Annotated in this window: 23 protein-coding genes; 10 read left to right on the forward strand and 13 right to left on the reverse strand. The window is 64.2% G+C overall.

From position 1 onward, the window contains the following. Window positions 1-18 precede the first annotated feature (18 nt). The 4 genes from zur to GWQ44_RS05295 are packed head-to-tail and all read left to right on the forward strand — an operon-like array spanning window position 19 to window position 2,824. Entirely contained in the window at window positions 19-501 is a 483-nt protein-coding gene (gene zur / locus GWQ44_RS05280; RefSeq protein ID WP_016963931.1) for a zinc uptake transcriptional repressor Zur, read from the forward strand. Next, on the forward strand, window positions 501-1,286 hold the full coding sequence (gene znuC, locus GWQ44_RS05285; protein WP_016963930.1) for a zinc ABC transporter ATP-binding protein ZnuC: 786 nt from the start codon (window positions 501-503) through the stop codon (window positions 1,284-1,286). Before zur ends, znuC begins: the two co-directional genes overlap by 1 nt. After that, window positions 1,279-2,067, forward strand: coding sequence for a zinc ABC transporter permease subunit ZnuB (gene znuB / locus GWQ44_RS05290; protein ID WP_275926808.1), 789 nt, complete (start codon window positions 1,279-1,281; stop codon window positions 2,065-2,067). Before znuC ends, znuB begins: the two co-directional genes overlap by 8 nt. A gap of 37 nt (window positions 2,068-2,104) precedes the next feature. Continuing rightward, on the forward strand, window positions 2,105-2,824 hold the full coding sequence (locus GWQ44_RS05295; protein ID WP_275926809.1) for a PA5502 family lipoprotein: 720 nt from the start codon (window positions 2,105-2,107) through the stop codon (window positions 2,822-2,824). A gap of 56 nt (window positions 2,825-2,880) precedes the next feature. Here GWQ44_RS05295 and katE read toward each other — a convergent pair whose 3' ends face one another. Beyond that, the gene (gene katE, locus GWQ44_RS05300) at window positions 2,881-5,076 is read right to left on the reverse strand and encodes a catalase HPII (RefSeq protein ID WP_275927058.1); all 2,196 of its coding nucleotides are present in this window, start codon (window positions 5,074-5,076) and stop codon (window positions 2,881-2,883) included. A gap of 213 nt (window positions 5,077-5,289) precedes the next feature. On the opposite strand from katE, the gene GWQ44_RS05305 reads away from it, so the two are divergent. The 3 genes from GWQ44_RS05305 to GWQ44_RS05315 all read left to right on the forward strand — a co-directional run bounded on the left by GWQ44_RS05305 (window position 5,290) and on the right by GWQ44_RS05315 (window position 7,799). Beyond that, window positions 5,290-6,297: a methionine ABC transporter ATP-binding protein gene (locus tag GWQ44_RS05305; RefSeq protein ID WP_179598899.1), complete on the forward strand. Its 1,008-nt coding sequence runs from the start codon at window positions 5,290-5,292 to the stop codon at window positions 6,295-6,297. Next, window positions 6,297-6,962 (forward strand): methionine ABC transporter permease, encoded by a 666-nt coding sequence (locus tag GWQ44_RS05310; protein WP_016967702.1) that lies wholly within the window; start codon window positions 6,297-6,299, stop codon window positions 6,960-6,962. Before GWQ44_RS05305 ends, GWQ44_RS05310 begins: the two co-directional genes overlap by 1 nt. A 63-nt stretch (window positions 6,963-7,025) precedes the next feature. Continuing rightward, window positions 7,026-7,799 carry a MetQ/NlpA family ABC transporter substrate-binding protein gene (locus GWQ44_RS05315; RefSeq protein WP_253129101.1) on the forward strand — a complete coding sequence of 258 codons (774 nt, stop codon included), beginning with the start codon at window positions 7,026-7,028 and terminating at the stop codon, window positions 7,797-7,799. Window positions 7,800-8,008: 209 nt separating this feature from the next. Here the strand turns inward: GWQ44_RS05315 and GWQ44_RS05320 are convergent, their stop codons facing one another. Genes GWQ44_RS05320 through GWQ44_RS05340 form a run of 5 tightly spaced genes read right to left on the reverse strand, consistent with a single transcriptional unit; the run spans window position 8,009 to window position 11,917 of the window. After that, on the reverse strand, window positions 8,009-8,644 hold the full coding sequence (locus tag GWQ44_RS05320; RefSeq protein ID WP_275926810.1) for an SCO family protein: 636 nt from the start codon (window positions 8,642-8,644) through the stop codon (window positions 8,009-8,011). Continuing rightward, the gene (gene cyoE, locus GWQ44_RS05325; protein WP_047306764.1) at window positions 8,641-9,543 is read right to left on the reverse strand and encodes a heme o synthase; all 903 of its coding nucleotides are present in this window, start codon (window positions 9,541-9,543) and stop codon (window positions 8,641-8,643) included. The genes GWQ44_RS05320 and cyoE overlap by 4 nt, the downstream gene beginning before the upstream one ends. After that, window positions 9,531-10,610, reverse strand: a complete 1,080-nt coding sequence (locus GWQ44_RS05330; protein ID WP_016967709.1) for a COX15/CtaA family protein — start codon at window positions 10,608-10,610, stop codon at window positions 9,531-9,533. Before GWQ44_RS05330 ends, cyoE begins: the two co-directional genes overlap by 13 nt. Window positions 10,611-10,620: 10 nt before the next feature. Beyond that, entirely contained in the window at window positions 10,621-11,211 is a 591-nt protein-coding gene (locus tag GWQ44_RS05335) for a hypothetical protein (RefSeq protein WP_275926811.1), read from the reverse strand. Continuing rightward, on the reverse strand, window positions 11,177-11,917 hold the full coding sequence (locus tag GWQ44_RS05340) for an SURF1 family protein (RefSeq protein ID WP_199011436.1): 741 nt from the start codon (window positions 11,915-11,917) through the stop codon (window positions 11,177-11,179). Before GWQ44_RS05340 ends, GWQ44_RS05335 begins: the two co-directional genes overlap by 35 nt. 71 nt (window positions 11,918-11,988) lie before the next feature. On the opposite strand from GWQ44_RS05340, the gene GWQ44_RS05345 reads away from it, so the two are divergent. Further along, a complete protein-coding gene (locus tag GWQ44_RS05345) occupies window positions 11,989-12,192 on the forward strand; it encodes a twin transmembrane helix small protein (RefSeq protein ID WP_016967712.1) in 204 nt (67 codons plus the stop codon). Window positions 12,193-12,198: 6 nt separating this feature from the next. Here GWQ44_RS05345 and GWQ44_RS05350 read toward each other — a convergent pair whose 3' ends face one another. From GWQ44_RS05350 to coxB, 4 genes are all read right to left on the reverse strand, one after another. Continuing rightward, window positions 12,199-13,086, reverse strand: a complete 888-nt coding sequence (locus tag GWQ44_RS05350; RefSeq protein ID WP_016967713.1) for a cytochrome c oxidase subunit 3 — start codon at window positions 13,084-13,086, stop codon at window positions 12,199-12,201. A 33-nt stretch (window positions 13,087-13,119) separates the two neighbouring features. Further along, window positions 13,120-13,677, reverse strand: a complete 558-nt coding sequence (locus GWQ44_RS05355; protein ID WP_275926812.1) for a cytochrome c oxidase assembly protein — start codon at window positions 13,675-13,677, stop codon at window positions 13,120-13,122. Window positions 13,678-13,776: 99 nt separating this feature from the next. After that, entirely contained in the window at window positions 13,777-15,372 is a 1,596-nt protein-coding gene (gene ctaD / locus GWQ44_RS05360) for a cytochrome c oxidase subunit I (RefSeq protein ID WP_047306761.1), read from the reverse strand. Between the two features lie 82 nt (window positions 15,373-15,454). Continuing rightward, on the reverse strand, window positions 15,455-16,582 hold the full coding sequence (gene coxB / locus GWQ44_RS05365) for a cytochrome c oxidase subunit II (protein ID WP_047306760.1): 1,128 nt from the start codon (window positions 16,580-16,582) through the stop codon (window positions 15,455-15,457). 370 nt (window positions 16,583-16,952) lie between these two features. Here coxB and GWQ44_RS05370 point away from each other — a divergent pair, with 370 nt between their 5' ends. Then, entirely contained in the window at window positions 16,953-17,603 is a 651-nt protein-coding gene (locus tag GWQ44_RS05370; RefSeq protein ID WP_103740832.1) for a hypothetical protein, read from the forward strand. Between the two features lie 306 nt (window positions 17,604-17,909). Here the strand turns inward: GWQ44_RS05370 and GWQ44_RS05375 are convergent, their stop codons facing one another. After that, window positions 17,910-18,644 carry a carbonic anhydrase gene (locus GWQ44_RS05375; protein WP_016967718.1) on the reverse strand — a complete coding sequence of 245 codons (735 nt, stop codon included), beginning with the start codon at window positions 18,642-18,644 and terminating at the stop codon, window positions 17,910-17,912. A 228-nt stretch (window positions 18,645-18,872) separates the two neighbouring features. Continuing rightward, window positions 18,873-19,931, reverse strand: a complete 1,059-nt coding sequence (locus GWQ44_RS05380) for a PA0069 family radical SAM protein (RefSeq protein ID WP_275926813.1) — start codon at window positions 19,929-19,931, stop codon at window positions 18,873-18,875. Between the two features lie 197 nt (window positions 19,932-20,128). Between GWQ44_RS05380 and GWQ44_RS05385 the strand changes: the two genes are divergently transcribed. Next, window positions 20,129-20,485: a hypothetical protein gene (locus GWQ44_RS05385; RefSeq protein WP_016967720.1), complete on the forward strand. Its 357-nt coding sequence runs from the start codon at window positions 20,129-20,131 to the stop codon at window positions 20,483-20,485. 46 nt (window positions 20,486-20,531) lie between these two features. Here the strand turns inward: GWQ44_RS05385 and GWQ44_RS05390 are convergent, their stop codons facing one another. Beyond that, on the reverse strand, window positions 20,532-21,836 hold the full coding sequence (locus tag GWQ44_RS05390) for a cytochrome c (RefSeq protein WP_275926814.1): 1,305 nt from the start codon (window positions 21,834-21,836) through the stop codon (window positions 20,532-20,534). Window positions 21,837-21,847 lie beyond the last annotated feature (11 nt).

Here is a 21,847-nt window from a genome sequence, read left to right on the forward strand (position 1 = left end):
CAAAACTCGTCGCCGCTCATGCCTAAAACCCCCCTTGCCAGCCGTCCACACGACCACTCTCACTGCGTGCACAGCGCACTGTCTGAGGCCGACGCTCTGTGCGCACGGCAAGGCCTGCGCCTGACCGCCCTGCGCCGGCGGGTGCTGGAGTTGGTGTGGCAAAGCCACAAGCCCCTGGGCGCCTACGACATCCTGGCCGTGCTCAGCGAGCAGGACGGCCGCCGCGCCGCGCCGCCAACGGTGTACCGGGCGCTGGATTTCCTTCTGGAAAACGGCCTGGTGCACCGTATCGCCTCGCTCAACGCCTTTGTCGGCTGCAACCATCCGGAGCACGCGCATCAGGGCCAGTTCCTGATCTGCCGCGAGTGCCACGCGGCCATCGAGCTGGAGCAGAAGTCCATCAGCGACGCCATCGTCACCAGCGCCCGCGACGTCGGTTTCGTGGTCGAGGGCCAGACTGTCGAAGTGGTCGGGCTCTGCTCGGGCTGCCAGGGGGCTTGATGAGCACTGCGTTGATCCGCCTCGAGCAGGTCGGGGTGACCTTTGCCGGGCAGAGCGTGCTGGACAATATCCAGCTCAGCGTCGAGCCCGGGCAGATCGTCACCCTGATCGGTCCCAACGGCGCCGGCAAGACCACCCTGGTACGCGCCGTGCTCGGCTTGCTCAAGCCCGACAGCGGCAGCGTGTGGCGCAAACCCAGGCTGCGAGTCGGCTACATGCCGCAAAAGCTCCATGTCGACCCGACCCTGCCGCTGTCGGTGCTGCGCTTTCTGCGCCTGGTGCCCGGGGTCGATCGCAGCCGAGCGCTGGCAGCCCTCAAGGAAGTCGGCGCCGAACAGGTGATCGACAGCCCGGTGCAAAGCATTTCCGGCGGCGAGATGCAGCGCGTGCTGCTGGCCCGGGCCCTGCTGCGCGAGCCTGAGCTGCTGGTGCTCGACGAACCGGTGCAAGGCGTCGACGTGGCCGGACAGGCCGAGCTCTACAGCCTGATCACCCGCCTGCGGGATCGTCACGGCTGTGGCGTGCTGATGGTCTCCCACGACCTGCACCTGGTGATGAGCACCACCGACCAGGTGGTCTGCCTCAACCGTCACGTCTGCTGCTCCGGGCACCCCGAACAGGTCAGCGGCGACCCGGCCTTCGTCGAGCTGTTCGGCAAGAACGCGCCAAGCCTGGCGATCTACCACCATCACCACGATCACGCCCATGACCTGCATGGCTCGGTGGTCACCCAGCCCGCCGCGGGCCACGTCCATGTCCACGGAGAAAACTGCAAGCATGGCTGATTTTCTGCTCTACGCCCTGCTCGCAGGTCTGGCCCTGGCGGTGGTCGCCGGCCCCTTGGGTTCGTTCGTGGTCTGGCGGCGCATGGCCTACTTTGGCGACACCCTGTCCCATGCTGCGCTCCTGGGGGTGGCCCTGGGTTTCCTGCTGGATGTCAGCCCGGCGGTGGCCGTCACCGTGGGCTGCCTGTTGCTGGCGGTGCTGCTGGTGACCCTGCAACAACGCCAGCCCCTGGCATCCGACACGCTGCTGGGGATTCTTGCTCCCAGCACCCTGTCCCTGGGCCTGGTGGTACTAAGCTTCATGCATGAAGTGCGGATCGACCTGATGGCCTACCTGTTCGGTGACCTGCTGGCGATCAGCCCCGGTGACCTGGCGTGGATTCTCGGCGGCAGCACAGCGGTGCTGTTGTTGCTGGTGGCACTGTGGCGCCCCCTGCTGGCGATCACCGTGCACGAGGAACTGGCCAAGGTCGAAGGCCTGCCCGTGCCGTCGCTGCGCCTGGCGCTGATGCTGCTGATCGCCGTGGTGATTGCGGTGGCGATGAAAATTGTCGGGGTGTTGCTGATTACCTCGCTGCTGATCATCCCGGCCGCTGCGGCACAGCGTCACGCCCGCTCGCCGGAGCAGATGGCCCTGGGCGCAAGCCTGCTGGGCATGCTCGCGGTCTGTGGCGGCCTGGCGCTGTCCTGGTTCAAGGACACCCCGGCCGGACCGTCGATCGTGGTGGTGGCCGCCGCACTGTTTCTGCTGAGTTTTGTTCTGCCCCGTCGAGGGGTGTAGACTTGCTCGCTTTTTGCGCAATTAGAGAGTCGCAGGAATGAAGCCGTTCGCCTCCCGTTATCTGCTCCTTGTCGCATTCTCCCTGCTGTTGGGGGCCTGCCAAAGCACGCCACCGGCGACCACCGAGGTCCCCGATGCGCGGGCCACGGCCATCGCGCAGCTGGAACAAAACATTGCCAGCAACGAGCTGGCGACAGCGGAAGATCAACTGAGCGCCCTGCAGGCACAAACCCCTGACGACCCGCAGCTGGTGCAATACCAGCGGCAGATTGCCGAGGCCTACCTGCAACGCAGTCAGATCGTCCTGCAAAAGGGCGACGTGAATGCCGCCGCCACCGCCCTGAGTCGCGCTCGGGCGCTGATGCCCAAGGCGCCGGCGCTGACCGGTGGGGTCAACAACGCCATTGCCCACGCGCGCAAGGCCGAACTGGAGCAGGCCGAAGCCGCCTTGAAGGCCGCCGAGGCGCGTCCAGCGGCCCGGCTGATCGACCCTGCGGCCCAGAGCACCACCATCGCCTTGAACGTCACCGATATCCGCAAGCTGCGTAAGCAACTCGATGCGCTGGCCGCCGATGTGGTGAATTACCAGTGCGACGTGAGCATCCAGGTGCCGCGCACCGAGGATTACCCTTGGTTGTCGACCCTGCTCGGCAAGCGGGTGAAGAAGCTCGACCCGGACTTCGAGCAGAAAATCAGCCGGCAGATCGTGCGCCATGTACCGGCGCAGATGGTGCTGACTCCGCGCAAGGCGCAGTAAAGCCTTCGCCGGCAAGCCGGCTCCTACGCGGAGCAGGCTGGTCGGCGAAAGTGTGTTCAGGCCGGGATTGCCTTGGCCTTTTCCTCTCGATCCCAGACCCGATGCTGGCCAATGGCGGCAAAGAACGCCTTGAATGCCTTGGCATCTCCTCCAACGATCAAGCCCTCGTCCGCTTCCAGCCCGAGCACCGCCAACAGCTCCCGGGCTTCGCCGTGCAAGGCAATCGCCTTGAGATGCTTGTAGGCCTCCAACAGGTAATGCAAAGCCACGCCATTGCCGCTCAGGGCCTTGATCGACTGCGCACCACCCGGCACGAACACCGCGTCGAAGGCCACTGAGGGCAAGCCCTCCATGGAGGCATCCACCGCCAGGCGCTGGCCATCCGCAGTGGTCACCGGCGCCGAGGTCGGCCCCAGCAGCTTGGCGTGTGCCCCTTCGGCCTTGAGAGCCTTCTGCAACGCCTCAATCGCTGCACCATCAACGCCGTTGGCCGCAAGAATCGCCACTTTCCGCGTTTTGATATGCCCCGGCAGCAGGTTCGCCTGGCTCAGGGCCGGCGAACGTGTGAGCGACGTCTTGCGCTCTGCCACAGTGGCCTTCTTCGGCGCGGCCAAGCCCAGGTTCTCGGCCACACGCGCGGCCAGGTGCAGATCGATGTTGGCGAGGATCTCGTTCACTTGCCGCTCACGGATCCACTGCCGCTCGACCTTGCCCAGCTCGAAGCTGTAGGCCGCGATGATGTGTTCCTGCTCGTGCTTGCTCATGCTGTTGAAGAACAGCCGCGCCTGGGAGAAATGATCGCCGAACGACTCGCTGCGCTGGCGGATCTTGTGGGCATCGATGCGCTCGTTATAACTCTCGAAACCACCATCCTGGGCCGCCGGCGGGGTTTCCTTCGGCCAGCCACCATCGATGGAGTTCGGCTCGTAGGCAGCCCGCCCCCTGTCGATGGTGCTGCGGTGCATGGCGTCGCGCTGCCCGTTGTGCAAAGGCGTCAGCGGCCGATTGATCGGCAGCTCATGAAAGTTCGGCCCACCTAGGCGACTGATCTGGGTATCGGTGTAGGAAAACAGCCGCCCTTGCAGCAGCGGGTCGTTGGAGAAATCGATCCCCGGCACGATGTGCCCCGGGCAGAAGGCGACCTGCTCGGTTTCGGCAAAATAATTGTCCGGGTTGCGGTTGAGCACCATCTTGCCCAGGGGCGTGATCGGCACCAGTTCCTCGGGGATCAGCTTGGTGGGGTCGAGAATGTCGAAGTCGAAGTTGTGTTCGTCTTCCTCGGCGATGATCTGTACGCCGAACTCCCACTCCGGGTAATCCCCGGCCTCGATGGAATCCCACAGGTCACGGCGATGGAAGTCGGTGTCCTTGCCCGCCAGCTTCTGCGCCTCGTCCCAGACCAGGGAACAGGTGCCCACCGTCGGCCGCCAGTGAAACTTGACGAAGCTTGCGCGCCCCTCGGCGTTGATCAGGCGAAAGGTGTGCACGCCAAAGCCCTGCATGCTGCGCAGGCTTTTCGGAATGGCCCGGTCGGACATGGCCCAGATCACCATGTGCGCCGATTCCGGCTGCAGGGAGACGAAGTCCCAGAAGGTGTCGTGGGCCGAGCCGCCGGTGGGGATTTCGTTATGCGGCTCGGGCTTCACCGCATGCACGAAGTCGGGGAACTTGATCGCGTCCTGGATGAAGAACACCGGCATGTTGTTGCCCACCAGGTCGAAGTTGCCTTCGTCGGTGAAGAACTTCACGGCAAATCCCCGGACATCGCGCACGGTATCGCCGGAGCCTCTTGGTCCCTGGACCGTGGAAAAGCGCACGAACACCGGGGTCTTCTTCTGCGGATCGCGCAGGAAACCGGCCTTGGTCAGCGCCGAATGATTGTCGTAGCTCTGGAAGTAGCCATGGGCACCGACACCGCGGGCATGGACGATGCGCTCGGGAATCCGCTCATGGTCGAAGTGGGTGATCTTCTCCCGCATGATGAAGTCTTCCAGCAGCGAAGGACCACGAGCGCCGGCCTTGAGGCTGTTCTGGTTGTCAGCGACCTTCACCCCCTGATTGGTCCGCAGGGCCTGGCCCGTGGCGTCGGAGCGGAACGGCTCCAGGCTCTGCAACTTGGTGTTGCTGTTGCCCCGGTCCAGGGTGTCGGTCCCGGCCATCTGGCTTTTCGGGGCATGGGTTTTTTTCGTACTCATCAGGCAAGAACTCCTCGTTGGCGAACCCCCTGGCGCGCCGGGGCTTCGTGAACACAGGCCCACAGGCACGGCACCTGGGGCTTTTCGAGTGGCTTAAGTAGTGACTGACGAGAAACCGCGAGCGTTCCTTTTTTATGACCTTTGATCGCGTTATCGCCAAATGGCAGGATGATCGCGAAATAAATGCTAAGAACCTCTATACGGACAGGCTAAAATGCGCGCCCGGCTAACCGCTGATCCTTTTCTAACGCGCCCCACAAGGTTCGCTACGTGATCGAGTTTCAAAACGTCCATAAAACCTACCGGGTCGCCGGTAAGGATATTCCCGCCCTGCACCCGACCAGTCTTCGGGTCGAGAATGGCCAGGTGTTCGGCCTGATCGGTCATTCCGGGGCGGGCAAAAGTACCCTGCTGCGCCTGATCAACCGCCTGGAAAACCCCAGCGGCGGCCAGATCATCGTCGACGATGAAGAAGTCACCGCGCTGGATGCCAATGGCCTGCGCCGCTTCCGGCAACAGGTCGGGATGATTTTCCAGCACTTCAACCTGCTGTCCTCCAAGACCGTGGCCGACAACGTCGCGCTGCCCCTGACCCTGGCCGGCGAACTGTCACGCAGCGACATCGAGCGCCGCGTCGCCGAGTTGCTGGACCGGGTCGGCCTGGCCGACCACGCCAGGAAATACCCGGCGCAGCTGTCCGGCGGCCAGAAGCAGCGCGTCGGCATCGCCCGCGCCCTGGCCACCAAGCCGAAGATCCTGCTGTGCGACGAAGCCACCAGCGCCCTTGATCCGCAGACCACTGCGTCGGTCCTGCAACTGCTGGCCGAGATCAACCGCGAGCTGAAGCTGACCATCGTGCTGATCACCCACGAGATGGACGTGATCCGTCGCGTCTGCGATCAGGTGGCGGTGATGGACGCCGGCCAGATCGTCGAACAAGGGCCGGTGGCCGAGGTGTTCCTGCACCCCAAGCACCCGACCACCAAGCGCTTCGTCCAGGAAGACGAGCAGATCGACGAGAACGAGCAGCGCGACGACTTTGCCCATGTGCCCGGGCGCATCGTGCGCCTGACCTTCCAGGGCGAGGCCACCTACGCACCGCTGCTGGGCACCGTGGCCCGGGAGACCGGGGTCGACTACAGCATCCTCGCCGGACGCATCGACCGCATCAAAGACACCCCTTACGGGCAACTGACCCTGGCCATCACCGGCGGTGACATGGAAGCGGCCTTCGCCCGCTTCACCGCGGCGGATGTCCACATGGAGGTGCTGCGCTGATGGATACCTTCTTCGCCAACATCGACTGGCTGGAAATCTGGCTGGCCACCGGCGACACCCTGATGATGCTCGGCGGTTCGCTGCTGTTCACCGTGCTCCTGGGCCTGCCCCTGGGCGTGCTGCTGTTCCTCTGCAGCCCGCGCCAGCTGCTGGAGCAGAAGAGCCTCTACGCGCTGCTGTCGCTGATGGTGAACATCCTGCGCTCGCTGCCGTTCATCATCCTGCTGATCGTGATGATTCCCTTCACCGTATTGATCACCGGCACGTCGCTGGGGGTTGCCGGGGCGATTCCGCCGCTGGTGGTGGGCGCCACGCCGTTCTTTGCCCGGTTGGTGGAAACCGCCCTGCGCGAAGTCGACCGCGGCATCATCGAAGCCACCCAGTCCATGGGCGCCAGCACTCGGCAGATCATTACCAACGCCTTGCTCCCGGAAGCCCGCCCGGGCATCTTTGCCGCTATCACCGTGACCGCCATTACCCTGGTGTCGTATACCGCCATGGCGGGCGTGGTGGGTGCTGGCGGCCTCGGCGACCTGGCGATCCGCTTCGGCTACCAGCGTTTCCAGACCGATGTGATGGTGGTGACCGTAGTGTTGCTGCTGGTGCTGGTCCAGGTTCTGCAAACCGTCGGCGATAAGCTGGTGGTGCATTTTTCCCGCAAATAATTGCAAACGCCGGCCCTGGCCGGCAGGCGCCCGGGGTCGGGCGACTTACAAGGAGCTTGTTCGATGAAAAAACTACTCGTCGCTTTCGCAGCCGTTGCCGCGTTCTCCGCGCACGCCGCCGAAACCCTGACCGTGGCCGCCACTCCAGTGCCCCACGCCGAGATCCTGGAATTCGTCAAACCGGCCCTGGCCAAAGAAGGCGTGGACCTGAAGGTCAAGGTCTTCACCGACTACGTGCAGCCCAACGTGCAAGTGGCCGAGAAACGCCTGGATGCCAACTTCTTCCAGCACCAGCCGTACCTGGATGAGTTCAACAAGACCAAGGGCACCAAGCTGGTGAGCGTGGCCGGCGTGCACGTGGAGCCCCTGGGCGCCTACTCCAGCAAGTACAAGCAGCTCTCCGAACTGCCGGGCGGCGCCACCGTGGTGATCCCCAACGACGCCACCAACGGCGGCCGCGCGCTGCTGCTGCTGGACAAGGCCGGCCTGATCAAGCTCAAGGATTCGAACAGCATCCTGGCCACCGTCAAGGACATCACCGAGAACCCCAAGGACCTGAAGTTCCGTGAACTGGAAGCCGCCACCATCCCGCGCGTGCTGACCCAGGTCGACCTGGCCCTGATCAACACCAACTACGCCCTGGAAGCCAAGCTGGACCCGTCCAAGGACGCCCTGGTGATCGAAGGCAAGGACTCGCCTTACGTGAACATCCTGGTGGCCCGTCCTGACGACAAGGACTCGGACGCCATGAAGAAGCTGGTCGCGGCCCTGCACAGCCCGGAAGTGAAGCAGTTCATTCTCGAGAAGTACAAAGGCGCCATCGTGCCGGCGTTCTGATCGGTTGCAGAAACACAAACGGGGCGCCTTCGGGCGCCCCGTTTTGTTTGTGGCCGCTGCCCAGGGCCTCAGGAGCACGTCCTCTTCGAGGCCGATCGCAGCCTGCGGCAGCGGCTACAGGGTTCAGCGGTTCAGCGGTTCAGCGGTTCAGCGGTTCAGCGGTTCAGCGGTTCAGCGGTTCAGCGGTTCAGCGGTTCAAGCATGCCGCGTTATTGGCGCTGCAACATCAGCGGCAACTGGGCCACCAGCTTCTGGTTGTTCAAGGGCGCGCGGATAAAACCGCGCTGGCGGCCGTCCGGGCCGATCACCGCCAGGTTGCCGCTGTGGTCCACGGTGTAGTTGGGCTTGCTGGTGTCCGCCGGAATGAACGGAATGCTCACGGCATTGGCCAGCTTCTGCAGGTCTTCCACCGAGGCGGCGGTCAGCCCCTTGAAGTCCTTGTCGAAGTAGCCCAGGTACTGCTTGAGCTGCTGCGGCGTATCGCGGTTGGGGTCGACGCTGACCAGGATCACCTGCAGCTTGTCCACCGCCTCCTTGGGCAGCTCGCTCTTGATCTGCCGCAGCTGGGCCAGGGTGGTGGGGCAGATGTCCGGGCAGAAGGTGTAGCCGAAGAACAGCAGCGACCATTTGCCCTTCAACTCGTCGATCACCACCGGCTGGCCATCCTGGTCGAGCATCTTCACCGCCGGCAGCCTGCGGCTCTGGGGCAGGAGAATGATGCCGGCATCGATCAGTGCGGTGGGATCGCCCTGACCCTTGCCGGACAGTACTTTGTTGACGGTCAGCCCCAGGACCAGGGCCACCAGCGCAACGAGAATAAAGACGGTTTTCTGAGTTCGAGTCATAGGTTCAACAATAGGTAGTGGTCTACGAGCAGGGCGATGAACAGCAGGAACAAGTAATAAATAGAGTACTTGAAGGTGTTGATCGCCGCGTGCGGCCGAGTGCCACGGTACAGCACCCAGGCCCATTGCAGGAAGCGCCCGCCCAGGGCCAGGGCGCACACCAGGTACAGCACCCCGCTCATGTGGATGGCATAAGGCAACAGGCTCACCGCCAGCAGGGCAAAGGTATAGAGCAGGATGTGCACCTTGGTGTAATGCTCGCCGTGGGTCACCGGCAACATCGGGATATCGGCCTTGGCGTACTCCTCCTTGCGGTGGATGGCCAGGGCCCAGAAGTGCGGCGGGGTCCAGGCGAAGATGATCAGCACCAGCAGCAGCGGCTCGGCGCTCAGGTGCCCGGTAGCAGCAACCCAGCCCAGCAGCGGCGGGGCCGCGCCGGCCAGCCCGCCGATCACGATGTTCTGCGGCGTCGCGCGCTTCAGAAAGCCGGTGTAGACCACCGCGTAGCCCAGCAGGGAAGCCAGGGTCAGCCAGGCCGTGAGCGGGTTGGTAAAGGCCAGCAGCAGCGCCTGCCCGGCCACCGCCAGCAACAGTGCAAAGGCCAGCGCTGCCCGTGGCGAGACCCGGCCTTCGGCCAGGGGCCGCTTGTGGGTCCGGGCCATCAGCGCATCGATGCGCCGGTCCACCACATGGTTGACCGCCGCCGCGCCGCCCGCGCACAGGGCAATGCCCAGGTTGCCGAACACCAGCACCGTCCACGGCACCCCGGCGCGGGTGGCGAGGAACATGCCCACCAGGGAGGTGATCAGCATCAGCACCACCACCTTGGGTTTGGTCAGTTCCAGATAATCACGCCAGATCGCCCGGGGCTGCTGACGTTCGCCAATCAGAGTCGCCATGGCATCTCTCCTTTGATGGTGATGGGACCGGCCACCTGTTTGCGCGGGCTCAGACGCCAGCCCAGGGGCAGGCGATCCCGGGCCTGCACCAGGCTGGTACGAGCGTGATAATTGACCAGCACCAGGGTCAGCAGCAGCGCCGCGCCCCCGGCGTTGTGCGCCACCGCCACCGGCAGGGGCAGGTGAAACAGCACGTTGCTGACGCCCAGGCTGATCTGCGTCCCCAGGGCCAGCAGCACCAGCCCGGCCAGACGGGTCATGCCGGTTTGCCGCAGTTGCCAGGCCAGCCCCAGCAACACCAGGGTCACCAGCACCGCGCCCACCCGGTGGGTCATGTGAATGGCGGTGCGGGCGTCACTGTCCAATTGCCCGCCCAGGTAGTTGGGGCCGATGTGCTGGGTCAGGTGAAAGCCGTTGGCAAAGTCCATGTTCGGCCACCACTGGCCGTGGCAGGTGGGCAGGTCGATACAGGCCACCGCCGCATAGTTGGAACTGACCCAGCCGCCCAGGGCGATCTGCCCGATCACCAGCACCAGCCCGGCCGTGGCCCAGTATTGCAGACGGCGCGGCACGATCAGCGCCGGCAGCACGCCGGACAGGCGCAAGGTCAGCAGGAACAGCAGGCTCAAGGTGGCGAAACCGCCCAGCAGGTGCGCGGTGACCACTTGCGGCCAGAGCTTGAGGGTCACCGTCCACATGCCGAAGGCCGCCTGGGCGAACACCACCGCCAGGAGGAACAGCGGCAGCTTCAAGGGCTGCCCGGGATGCCGGCGATGGCTCCAGGCGCGGGCCGCCAGCAGCACGATCAACAGCCCCAGGGTCCCGGCGAAATAGCGGTGGATCATCTCGTTCCAGCCCTTGTGGGCTTCCACCGGGGTATCGGGAAAGTGCCGCTCGGCATGGGCCAGCTGCGCCTCGCTTTGCGGCACGCTGATAAAGCCGTAGCAGCCGGGCCAGTCCGGACAGCCCAGGCCCGCGTGGGTCAGCCGGGTGTAGGCGCCGAGCAACACCACGATCAGGGCCAGCAAGGTGGCCAACAACGCGAGGCGAAATCCAGGTTTGGCCATGACGATGCCCTTATCCGATGTTCGACAGTTTCAGCAGGTGGCGCAGGTCGTTGAGCAGATCCTTGCCGTTGACCCGAGCGTCGTAGCGCAACACCAGGTTGCTGTGGGGATCGACGATCCACAGCTGCGGCGCCTCCTTATCGTTGGCGCCTTTGGTGAAGGTCGGCAGATCCAGGGGATAGCGTTGCAACTGCGGGTATTCGCGCTGCAACTTGGCTTCGTATTCGGCGCTCAGCGGCTGGGCACTGGCCAGGGCATGGCTGGCCCGGGAAGCGTCGCGCCCCAGGGCCACCTGGATCTGCCGCGCCAGGTACACCAACTGCTGGCAGTCCGCCTCGCAGGCCTTGGGCGCGGTGACCAGGATCTGCCAGCGATCCTCCTCGGCCTGCACGCCGATCTGCGCCCGGGTCTGGCCATTGCCGATCAGCTCGCCGTGGTAACTGCGGCTTTCCGGCACCCAGAACTGCAGCTTGTACATGCCGGTGGCGAGGATCATCGGGCCGATCACCATCAGCAGGATCAGCACCAGTTGCCAGCGCCCACGACGCCGGTTCGGCGCCTGGGCGTCAGGGATGTTGGGTGGATTCATGGCCGTTCCCATGGCGTTTCTCCCGTGCGTTGTGCCAGCCGAAATAGAGATAGAGGAGCAGCAGCGCCAGGGCCATGGCGAACCACTGCACGGCGTAGCCCTGGTGTTTTTCCGGCCCCATGGCCACCACCGGCCAAGCCGTCAGGTAGGCGCCCGGACCTGACTCCTGGCGCACCTCGTGATTGAAGCCACTGCGCCCCAGCTCGGCCCAGAGCGCCTCCGGGGCCACGGCGGTGATCAGTCGCGGCCAGCGCGCAGCGGCCGGATCGGCATGCAGTTGGAACACCGCGCCCGGAGAAACGTAGACCCAGGCATCCAGGCTCAGGCTCTGCTCCGGGGTGCTGAATACCGGCGGCGTGCGCCGGTCGGGCCAGGGCAGCCAGCCGCGATTGACCAGCAGCCAGCGCCCGCTGGTCTGATCGAGGAAGGGTTGCAGCAACTCGACCCCGGCCTGGCCGTCGTGCAGGCGGTTGTCCAGCAGCAGGCTGTGCTCGGCATCGAAATGGCCGTACAGGCGCAGTCGGCGAAAGGCCGGATCCTCGGCGCCCAGCAACTCCAACAGCGGCACCGGCTGAGCCACGCGGCGCTCGGCGTAACTGGCCAGCAACTGGCGTTTCTGCTCGCCGCGCCCCAACTGCCAGAAGCCCAGGTAAACCAGCACCGGCAGCAGCAACAGCACCACCAGGGACGGCACCACGCCGGGCCGGAAGCCTTTCATGAGCGGCCCGCAAGCTTGAGAAATCCACTCGCTATACTGCTGTACATCGCGTTTCCCCCCGGAGTCCCACCATGCTCAAAGCCGCCATCGTCCTGATGCTGATCGCCACGGTGATCAGCCTGTTCAGCGGCCTGTTCTTTCTGGTCAAGGACGACAGCCAATCCAAGCGCCTGGTGACCGCCCTGAGTATTCGGGTGTGCCTGGCCGCGATCACCGTGGGCTTGATCGCCTGGGGCTTCTTCAGCGGCCAGCTGGTGTCCCACGCGCCCTGGTAGGGCGCTTCAGAGCACGTAGACGAAGACGAACAGGCCGATCCACACCACATCGACGAAGTGCCAGTACCAGCTCGCCGCCTCGAAGCCGAACTGATGCTCGGCGTCGAAATGCCCACGCAGGATGCGCATCAGCATCACGAACAGGATCAGGGTGCCAATGGTCACGTGGGCACCGTGGAAACCGGTGAGCATGAAAAAAGTCGCGCCGTAGATCCCCGAGCCCAGGGTCAGCCCCAGCTCGTGATAGGCGTGGATGTATTCCTCGGCCTGAAAGCCGAGGAAGGCGCAGCCCAGCAGCACGGTCAGCGCCAGCCAGATCTTCAGTGCGCCGCGATGCCCCTTCTTCAGGGCGTGGTGGGCGATGGTCACGGTGACGCTGGAACTGACCAGCAGCACGGTGTTGAGCAGCGGCAGGCCCCAGGGGCTGATGGTGCCTTTGGGCGATGGAAAGAGTTTCGGGTCGGGGTTGTTGAGTAACGGCCAGACGAACTCGAAGTTCGGCCAAAGCATATGGGCGATGCCCTTGTGCCCCTCACCGCCGAGCCAGGGCCCGGACAGGTGCCGCACATAGAACAGCGCGCCGAAGAAGGCCATAAAGAACATCACTTCGGAAAAGATGAACCAGCTCATGCCCCAGCGGAACGAGCGATCGAGCTGGGCGCTGTAGAGCCCGGCGCGGCTTTCCTTGACCACCGCGCCGAACCAGCCGAACAGCATGTAGGCCAGCAGCAGGCCGCCGACGAAAAAGATCAGCGGGCCGTGGGATTCCGGGCGCGCCGCCTTCAGGTCGTTGAACCAGGTCGCCAGGCCGAACACGGTGACGAACATGCCCACCGTCGCGATGATCGGCCACTTGCTCTGGGCCGGAACGTAATAGTGCTCATGAGTCGCCATGGGTCGTTCTCCTTATCGGGCACGCCAGATCGTCTAGCCACCGGTCTTGGCGGTCGCCGCCACCGGTGGATGACGCGCGGTGATATCGAACAGCGTGTAAGCCAGCGTCAGGTGCTTCACATCCTTGGGCATGTCGCGGTCAACGATGAAACGCACCGGCATCTCGATCTTCTCCCCGGGCTGCAGCACCTGCTGGGTAAAGCAGAAGCACTCGGTCTTGTGGAAGTACATGGCCGCGCTGCTGGGGGAAATGCTCGGGATCGCCTGGGCGCTCATCGGGTGGTCACTGGGGTTGCGGGCGATGAAGATCATCTCGTTCACCGCCCCCGGATGGACCACGATGTCATCGGCCTTGGGATAGAAATCCCAGACCATGTCGATGGCATTGGTGGACAGGAACTGCACCCGTATCTGGCGCGACTCATCCACCTGCTGCCTCTGGTCCGCGTACTGCCCGCCGGTCTTGCCGTTGATCCCCAGGGCCTTGCACATCACGTCGTAGATCGGCACCAGGGCAAAACCGAAGACGAACATCGCGGCCACCACCAGCAACAGGCGGGTCACCAGTTTCTTCAGCGAAATCTCGGCCATCTCAACGCCCTCCCGAACCTGCAGGAGCCGGCATGCCGGCGAACCGGGCACCAGGTTCTGGCGCCTTCGCGAGCAAGCTCGCTCCTACAGCGCAGCTGTTCATTTCACTTCCGGCGGGGTGACAAAGGTGTGGTACGGCGCCGGCGAAGGGATGCTCCACTCCAGGCCCTCGGCGCCTTCCCACGGCTTGGCCGGGGCCGGTTTGCCACCGCGAATGCACTTGATGACGATGAACAGGAAGAAGATCTGCGTGGCGCCGAAGGTGAAGGCGCCGATGGAGGACACCATGTTGAAGTCGGCGAACTGCAGGTTGTAGTCCGGAATCCGCCGCGGCATGCCCGCCAGCCCGACGAAGTGCATGGGGAAGAAGGCCATGTTCATGCCGACGAAGGACAGCCAAAAGTGCAGCTTGCCCAGGGTTTCGTCGTACATGTGCCCGGTCCACTTGGGCAGCCAGTAATAGGCCGAGGCGAAGATCCCGAAGATCGCCCCCGGCACCAGCACGTAGTGGAAGTGCGCCACCACGAAGTAGGTGTCCTGGTACTGGAAATCCGCCGGGGCGATGGCCAGCATCAGCCCGGAAAAACCGCCAATGGTGAACAGGATGACGAAGGCCACGGCGAACAGCATCGGCGTCTCGAAGGTCAGCGAGCCCTGCCACATGGTGCTCACCCAGTTGAACACCTTGACCCCGGTGGGCACGGCGATCAGCAGGGTGGCGTACATGAAGAACAGCTCGCCCACCAGCGGAATGCCGACCACGAACATGTGGTGCGCCCAGACGATGAACGACAGGAAGGCAATCGCCCCGGTGGCATAGACCATCGAGGTGTAGCCGAACAGCGGCTTGCGGCTGAAGGTGGGGATGATTGAGCTGACCGCGCCGAAGGCCGGCAGGATCATGATGTACACCTCGGGGTGGCCGAAGAACCAGAATACGTGCTGGAACAACACCGGGTCGCCGCCGCCGGCGGCACTGAAGAAGCTGGTGCCGAAGTGGATGTCCATCAGCATCATGGTCACGCAACCGGCCAGCACCGGCATCACCGCGATCAGCAGGAAGGCGGTGATCAGCCAGGTCCAGACGAACAGCGGCATCTTCATCAGGGTCATGCCCGGGGCACGCAGGTTGAGGATGGTGGCGATCACGTTGATCGCGCCCATGATCGAACTGATGCCCATCAGGTGGATGGCGAAGATGAAGAAGGTCACGCTTTCCGGAGCGTAGGTGGTGGACAGCGGGGCGTAGAAGGTCCAGCCGAAGTTCGGCCCGCCGCCGGGCATGAACAGGGTCGAAACCAGCAGCAGGAAGGCCGCCGGCAGCAGCCAGAAGCTGAAGTTGTTCATCCGTGGCAGGGCCATGTCCGGGGCGCCGATCATCAGCGGGATCATCCAGTTGGCCAGGCCGACGAAGGCCGGCATCACCGCGCCAAAGACCATCACCAGGCCGTGCATGGTGGTCATCTGGTTGAAGAACGCCGGCTCGACGATCTGCAGCCCGGGCTGGAACAGCTCGGCACGGATCACCATGGCGAACGAGCCGCCCAGCAGGAACATGCAGAAGCTGAACCACAGGTACAGGGTGCCGATGTCCTTGTGGTTGGTGGTCAATACCCAGCGCATCAGGCCCTTGGCGGGACCGTGGGCATGCTCATCATGGCCGGCGTGGCCGTGGTCATCGATCACTGCACTCATGTCCTGTCTCCTGCAAGCCAATGGACGGGATGATCGGCAGCAACGTGCCGCGACCGCTTGCGCACATACTCGATAAACCGGCTCATTTGCTTTCCGCCTGTTTCAGCGCCAGGACATCCTTGGGCGTCACCATGTCGCCCTTGTTGTTGCCCCAGGCGTTGCGTTCGTAGGTAACCACGGCGGCGATGTCGACTTCCGAGAGCTGCTTGCCGAAAGCCGCCATGGCGGTGCCCTGCTTGCCGTGGAACACCAGGCTCAGGTGAGCCTCCTTGGGACCGGTGGCAATCTTCGAACCCTTGAGCGCCGGGAACATCGGCGGCAGGCCCTGGCCCTCGGCCTGGTGACAGGCGACGCACGTGGTGTGGTAGACCTTGTCGCCACGGGCCACCAGCTCGTCCAGGGTCCACTCCTTGCTGGTCAGTTCCTTGAGCTTGGCCGCCTCGGCCTTGCGTTCGCCGAGCCAGGTGTCGTAGTCGGCCTGATTCTTGACCTCGACCACGATCGGCATGAAGCCGTGGTCCTTGCCGCACAGCTCGGCGCACTGGCCGCGATAGATGCCGGGCTTGTCGACCCGGGTCCAGGCCTCGTTGACGAAGCCGGGGATGGCATCGCGCTTGACCGCGAAGGCCGGCACCCACCAGGAGTGGATCACGTCAGCGGCGGTCACCAAAAAGCGCACCTTGGCCCCCACTGGCAACACCAGCGGCTGGTCGACTTCCAGCAGGTAGTGCTCGCCCTTGGCGGTCTTGTTGTGGATCTGCTCCGCGGGAGTGGCCAGGTTGCTGAAGAACTCCACGTCCTGACCGAGGTATTTGTAGTGCCACTTCCACTGGTAGCCGGTGATCTGGATGTCCACGTCCGGCTCGCTGGTGTCGTACATCTTGATCAGCGTTGCCGTGGCGGGCACGGCCATGGCCACCAGGATCAGGAAGGGAATGATGGTCCAGAGGATTTCCACGGTGGTGCTTTCGTGGAAGCGGGCCGGGACCTGGCCAGTGGAGCGCCGGTGCACGATCATCGACCAGAACATCGCGCCGAAGACGATGACCCCGATCACCACACAGATCCAGAAGATGGTCATGTGCAGGTCGAATACCGCGTGGCTTATCTCGGTCGCCCCAGGCGTCATATTCACCGTCCAGGCGGCTTGCGCCTGGCTGAATACTGACCACAACAGGAGGCCCATCCAGACATGTGGATGTCGCATCATTGCGGGTTCCCCTTATCGTTCTTGTTATCCCGGAGGCTCAACACCTGCGGCAAGGGAGCGGCTGCCTAGACTACGAACTTAAACCGGCCGGGGCCTCGCTGCGTTTGCAGTCGAGCGTCATCAGCTAACTTCATTCCTTGGCGAGTATAGACAGCGACTCTCACCTCGCAACGCAAGGGAGCAAATCACCTGGAACGCCGGAAAAGGCCTTTGCAGGCCACGGCGCAAAAGGGGTCGGGAGCAGGGGCGCATACAACGATATAACCGCGATGACTAAGCATGAAATAATTATGACAAATGCGTCTTAACCGCTTTTGTAAGCACGCTAACTTATGTGCTCCCTATTCATGTCCTTGTCCCTGGAGTTTTCATGAACACCGTCGCATTGCGCGAGCAGATCCAGTTGGCCCAGCAACACGAAGCCAGCACGGGCCTACTGACCCGTCAGCTGGAAACGCAACTGCCTCACCTGCACCCCTCCATCCAGCTGCCCGAAGTCGACGCCAAGGGCGTCCTGACCCGTTTCGTCAGCGCCTACATCGACCAGGTTCCGGACCTGCTGGACGCCGCCAACGCGGTGGCCCGCGAAGCCGGCATCGAGTCACAGATCAAGCCGGTCCTGAAGATCGCCGAGCAATTCTTCCTCCAGCCGCCGGCCATCATGGACGGCCACGTCGGCCTCGACAGCCTGCTGGACGAAGCCTACCTGGCCCTGCGCCTGGTGGAGGAAGTCAACGACCTGTACATCAAGCACTTCGGCCGTCCGCTGATCCCCCTGGACATGACGGTGGCCAACCTCATCGCCCACCAACTGATCGGCGAAACTTTCGCCAACCAACTGGACGAAGCGGTGCACCACGCCGTGGACGCCATGCTCAACGAAGAAAGCTTCGCCCTGGAATCGGTGGAAGCCTACCGCGACACACTCAACAGCCCGGACACCGAGGCTGCCTGGAAGCGCTGGCCCTGCCTGTCGCGCCAGCTGGGCGTGGAACTGGAACTCGACCAGCCCGCCGCCTGACCCCACTCCTCGCCAGCAAGGCTCGCTCCGGGCCTTGTGGCGAAGGGGCCGACTCCGCCGCCGATTCAACCGCGGGCGGGCACCACGCCCACGACACCGCCCAGGCTCCGACGCCGCCGCACCCCCGCGCCTCAAGCAACAGTTTCGCCCCCTGGCACTGTTGACCCGTGCCCATTCCTCCAGCAACGCCAGCTCGCCTTCGCGTTCCAGCCGGATCAGGCTGATCCTCAAATCTTCAGGCGTGGCAAAGCCGGGGCTGCCAAACGGCAGCCCCGGCTACAACCACTCAAGGGGATTGAGGCGGACTCAGAAGCGCGCTTTGGGCGTTGCCACGGGGATCGGATGGGTGCCATCGAGCGGCAGGAAGCAACCTTTGTCCGCGTCGTAAGCCTTGATCGAACTGCTCTCGATGTCGTAGACCCAGCCATGGATGAACAACTGGCCGTTGGCCATGCGCGAGGCCACGGAAGGGTGGGTGCGCAGGTGCTGCAACTGGGCGATGACGTTCTCTTCGGTCAGCACATGCATGCTGGACGACTCGTCGGCGCAATCGCAGTTCTCGTGGACCATGGTCCGCGCCACTTCGGCATGGCGCAGCCAGGCCTTGACCGTGGGCATCTTCTCCAGGCTCTGCGGGTTGAGCACCGCGCGCATCGCGCCGCAGTCCGAATGCCCGCAGACGATGATGTGATGCACCCCCAGGGCCAGCACCGCGTACTCGATCGCCGTGGACACGCCGCCGTTCATCTGCCCGTAAGGCGGCACCACGTTACCCACGTTGCGGGTCACGAACAGGTCGCCCGGGGAGCTTTGGGTGATGAGTTCGGGAACGATGCGCGAATCGGCACAGGCAATGAACATCGCCCGCGGCCGCTGGGCCGTGGCCAGTTTCTTGAACAATTCTTCCTGCTGCGGGAAGACTTCATGATGAAAATGCAAAAAGCCGTCAACGATATGCTGCAGCGCTGCATCGGCGGTTTCGGCAACCTCGGTGGGTGCGGGAGCCGACGCAGCCAACGGCTGTTTATCCTGGTCACTCATGATTCAGCCTCTCTGTCGGATTTGGTGAATTTTCCAGAATTATCCGGCACGACGCCAGCAATCGATTAAAAAATAACCGCGCCGCCGACCGCAAGCCATGGCTCGCTCGACGAACAAGGTAGCCATAAAAATTTAACTCAAACTGAATGCAAGGCTCTAGAACAACACTATTGGCGATCTCAAAAAGTGCCCGGCGGCGCCCGCGACTTAACGATAGGCCAACGCCGCTCAGAGCAACGACATCTGCCCACCCGGCGGACAGAAGGCCGAACAATCAAGATCGAACCCCTCGCGGCGATTGAGCCCCAGACGCTTGAGAGCCTTGGCAAAACGCTGGGCCAGCAGGTCGGCGAAAGGTCCCTCGCCGCGCATGCGGGCGCCAAAACGGCTGTCATACAGCTCACCGCCACGGCTCTGGCGGATCAGGCTGAGGACATGGGCGGCCCGCTGCGGGTAATGCGCCGCCAGCCACTCCTCGAACAGCGGCGCCACTTCCAGGGGCAGGCGCAACATCATGTACGCCGCACTCTGCGCCCCGGCGGCATGGGCCTCGCTGAGCAGGCTTTCCAGCTCGCTGTCGTTGATCATCGGGATCATCGGCGAACACAGCACCCCCACCGGAATCCCCGCGGCGCGCATCACCCGGATCGCCCGCAGGCGCGCCTTGGGCGCCGCCGCCCGGGGTTCGAGAATGCGCTTCAACTCATCGTCCAGGGTGGTCAGGCTGATCATCACCGCCACCAGCCGCTGCCGGGCCAGCTCGGCCAACAGGTCCAGATCCCGCAGGATCAGCGAGCCCTTGGTGACGATGGTCACCGGGTGCCGATAGCGCAGCAGCACTTCCAGGGTGCGCCGGGTCAGTTGCTGCTCGCGCTCGATGGGCTGGTAGGGGTCGGTATTGGAGCCCAGGTTGATCGGGGCACAGCGATAGCCGGGCTTGGACAGTTGCTGCTCCAGCAGGGCGGCGGTGTTGCTCTTGGCGATCAGCTTGGTTTCAAAATCCAGCCCCGGGGACATGTCCCAATAGGCGTGGCTGGGCCGCGCGTAGCAGTAGATGCAGCCGTGCTCGCAACCGCGATAGGGGTTGATCGAGCGATCGAAGGGCAGGTCTGGCGAGGTGTTGCGGGTAATGATGGATTTCGCCGTTTCAAAACGCACCTCGGTGCCCTGGGTCAGCGGCACCTCCTGGTACCAGCCGTCGTCCTCGGCCACCGAACGGTTGGGCGCGAAACGGTTGTGCGGATTGCTCGCGGTACCGCGACCACGGGGAGGCAGGGGGGTGAACATGGCAGCGCTCCATTACTGTATGCGCATACAGTAATGGAGCCGGTTTTATCTGACCAGCACCGCCGGACCGAAACCCACCTCCGCAAGCGAACCTACCCCGCGCGACGCAGGCCTTAGCGCACCTTCGCCGGCAAGCCGGCTCCTACAGGTTTGTGGCGTTGGGGTATAAGGCAGGCTCAAAGAACAGGAGCGCAAACATGCCCAGGACACGCGGCAGGCTGGAAAAGATCTTCTACGCGGCAGATGCCTACCTCCCCAGTTACGAACAAGGCGCCGACCTGATCATCGTCAGGGCGCCCGACGGCCAGCTCTGGGGCCTGGCCGGCGAATTCGGGCTGTGCACCCAGGACATCGAAAAGGCCACAGTGAACGACCAGCAACCCTTCGATGAAGCGGACCCGAAATTCGCCGAGGTGCGCTGGAGCCCCCACCACGACGGCATCGGCCTGCTCCCTGCAAGCTGGGAAGACCTGATGAACGCCGGGCTGGCGGACTGCATCGCCGGCTATCAGCTGGAAAGCCGCTTGGGCATCCAGCGCTTCACCCAGGGCTGAACAGCCAGCGCCGGACCGACGCCCGCTGCGGGCGTCGGCCTTGGCCTCAGTGACGAGAGAACGGCCCCAAATCGTCGTTGGACCGGCTCTGCAGGTCGCCATTGCGCAGCGCCGCCACGTCCCCGGGCTGCACCGCCGACGCCTGGTTGCCCCAGCTGCTGCGGATGAAGTTGACCACGTCGGCCACCTCCTGGTCCGACAGGCGCCAGGCGAAGGGCGGCATGCTGAAGGTCGACGGCGCGCTGTGGGTGGCCGGCAGGGTGCCGCCCTTGAGCACGATATGGATCAGCGAGGTGGCATCCGCCGACTGCAGCACCGGGTTGCCCGCCAGCGCCGGGAACACCCGGGTGTAGCCCTGGCCGTCGGTGCGGTGGCAGGCCGCGCAGTTGTCGATGTACACCGCAGCCCCCGGCTTGCTGTCGTCACCTTTCCACAGGGCCTCGGCCACCTGCTGGTCATACGAGTGCGGCTGATCCTTGGGGTCATTGGCCGGCAGCGACTTGAGGTAGCGGGCAATCGCCGTCAGGTCGGCCTCGCTCATGTACTGCATGCTGTGCACCACCACATCACTCATGCCGCCGAACACCGCGCTGCGATCGCTGCGGCCGGTCTTGAGGAACTGCACCAGTTGCTCTTCGCTCCAGCTGCCCAGGCCATCCTTGTGGTCACCGCGCAGGCTCTTGGCGATCCAGCCCTCCAACGGCGCGCTGCCGGCGAGGAAGTCGCTGCCGTCGCTGGCGCTCAGGGCCTTCTCCTGCATGGTCAGGGCCCGGGGCGTATGGCAGGCGCCACAGTGGCCCAGGCCTTCCACCAAGTAGGCGCCACGGCTGATGACAGGATCGCCGCCAGCGGCGACCGTCGAAGGCTCCACGCTTGGGGCGAACATCCAGCGCCAGATCGCCAGCGGCCAGCGCATGCTCAGGGGCCAGGGAATGTCGCTGTCCTGGTTGTCACGGACCACTGGCGCCACGCCTTTCATGAAGTAGGCGTACAGCGCCTGCATGTCGGCGTCGCTGACCCGGGCATAGGACGGGAAGGGCATGGCCGGGTACAGGGTACCGCCGTTCTTGGCCACGCCATGGCGCACGGCCTGGTCGAAGTCCTCGAAGCTGTAGTCGCCGATGCCGGTCTTGTCCGGGGTGATGTTGGTGGAATAGATCACGCCGATGGGGGTTTCCATCGGCAGCCCGCCGGCGAACGGCTGGCCGTCCTTGGCCGTGTGGCAAGCCACGCAGTCACCGGCGCGGGCCAGGTACTCGCCCTGCTTCACCAGGGCCTGCTGATCCACCTCGGCGGCGTTGACGAAGGCGCTGCCCAGCAGCGCCAGGGTGGCGATAACGAGTGCTTTCATGGTCATCGCTC

This window comes from Pseudomonas sp. 3MA1, assembly GCF_029237275.1.
In the GTDB taxonomy this organism is placed as follows: domain Bacteria; phylum Pseudomonadota; class Gammaproteobacteria; order Pseudomonadales; family Pseudomonadaceae; genus Aquipseudomonas; species Aquipseudomonas fluorescens_AP.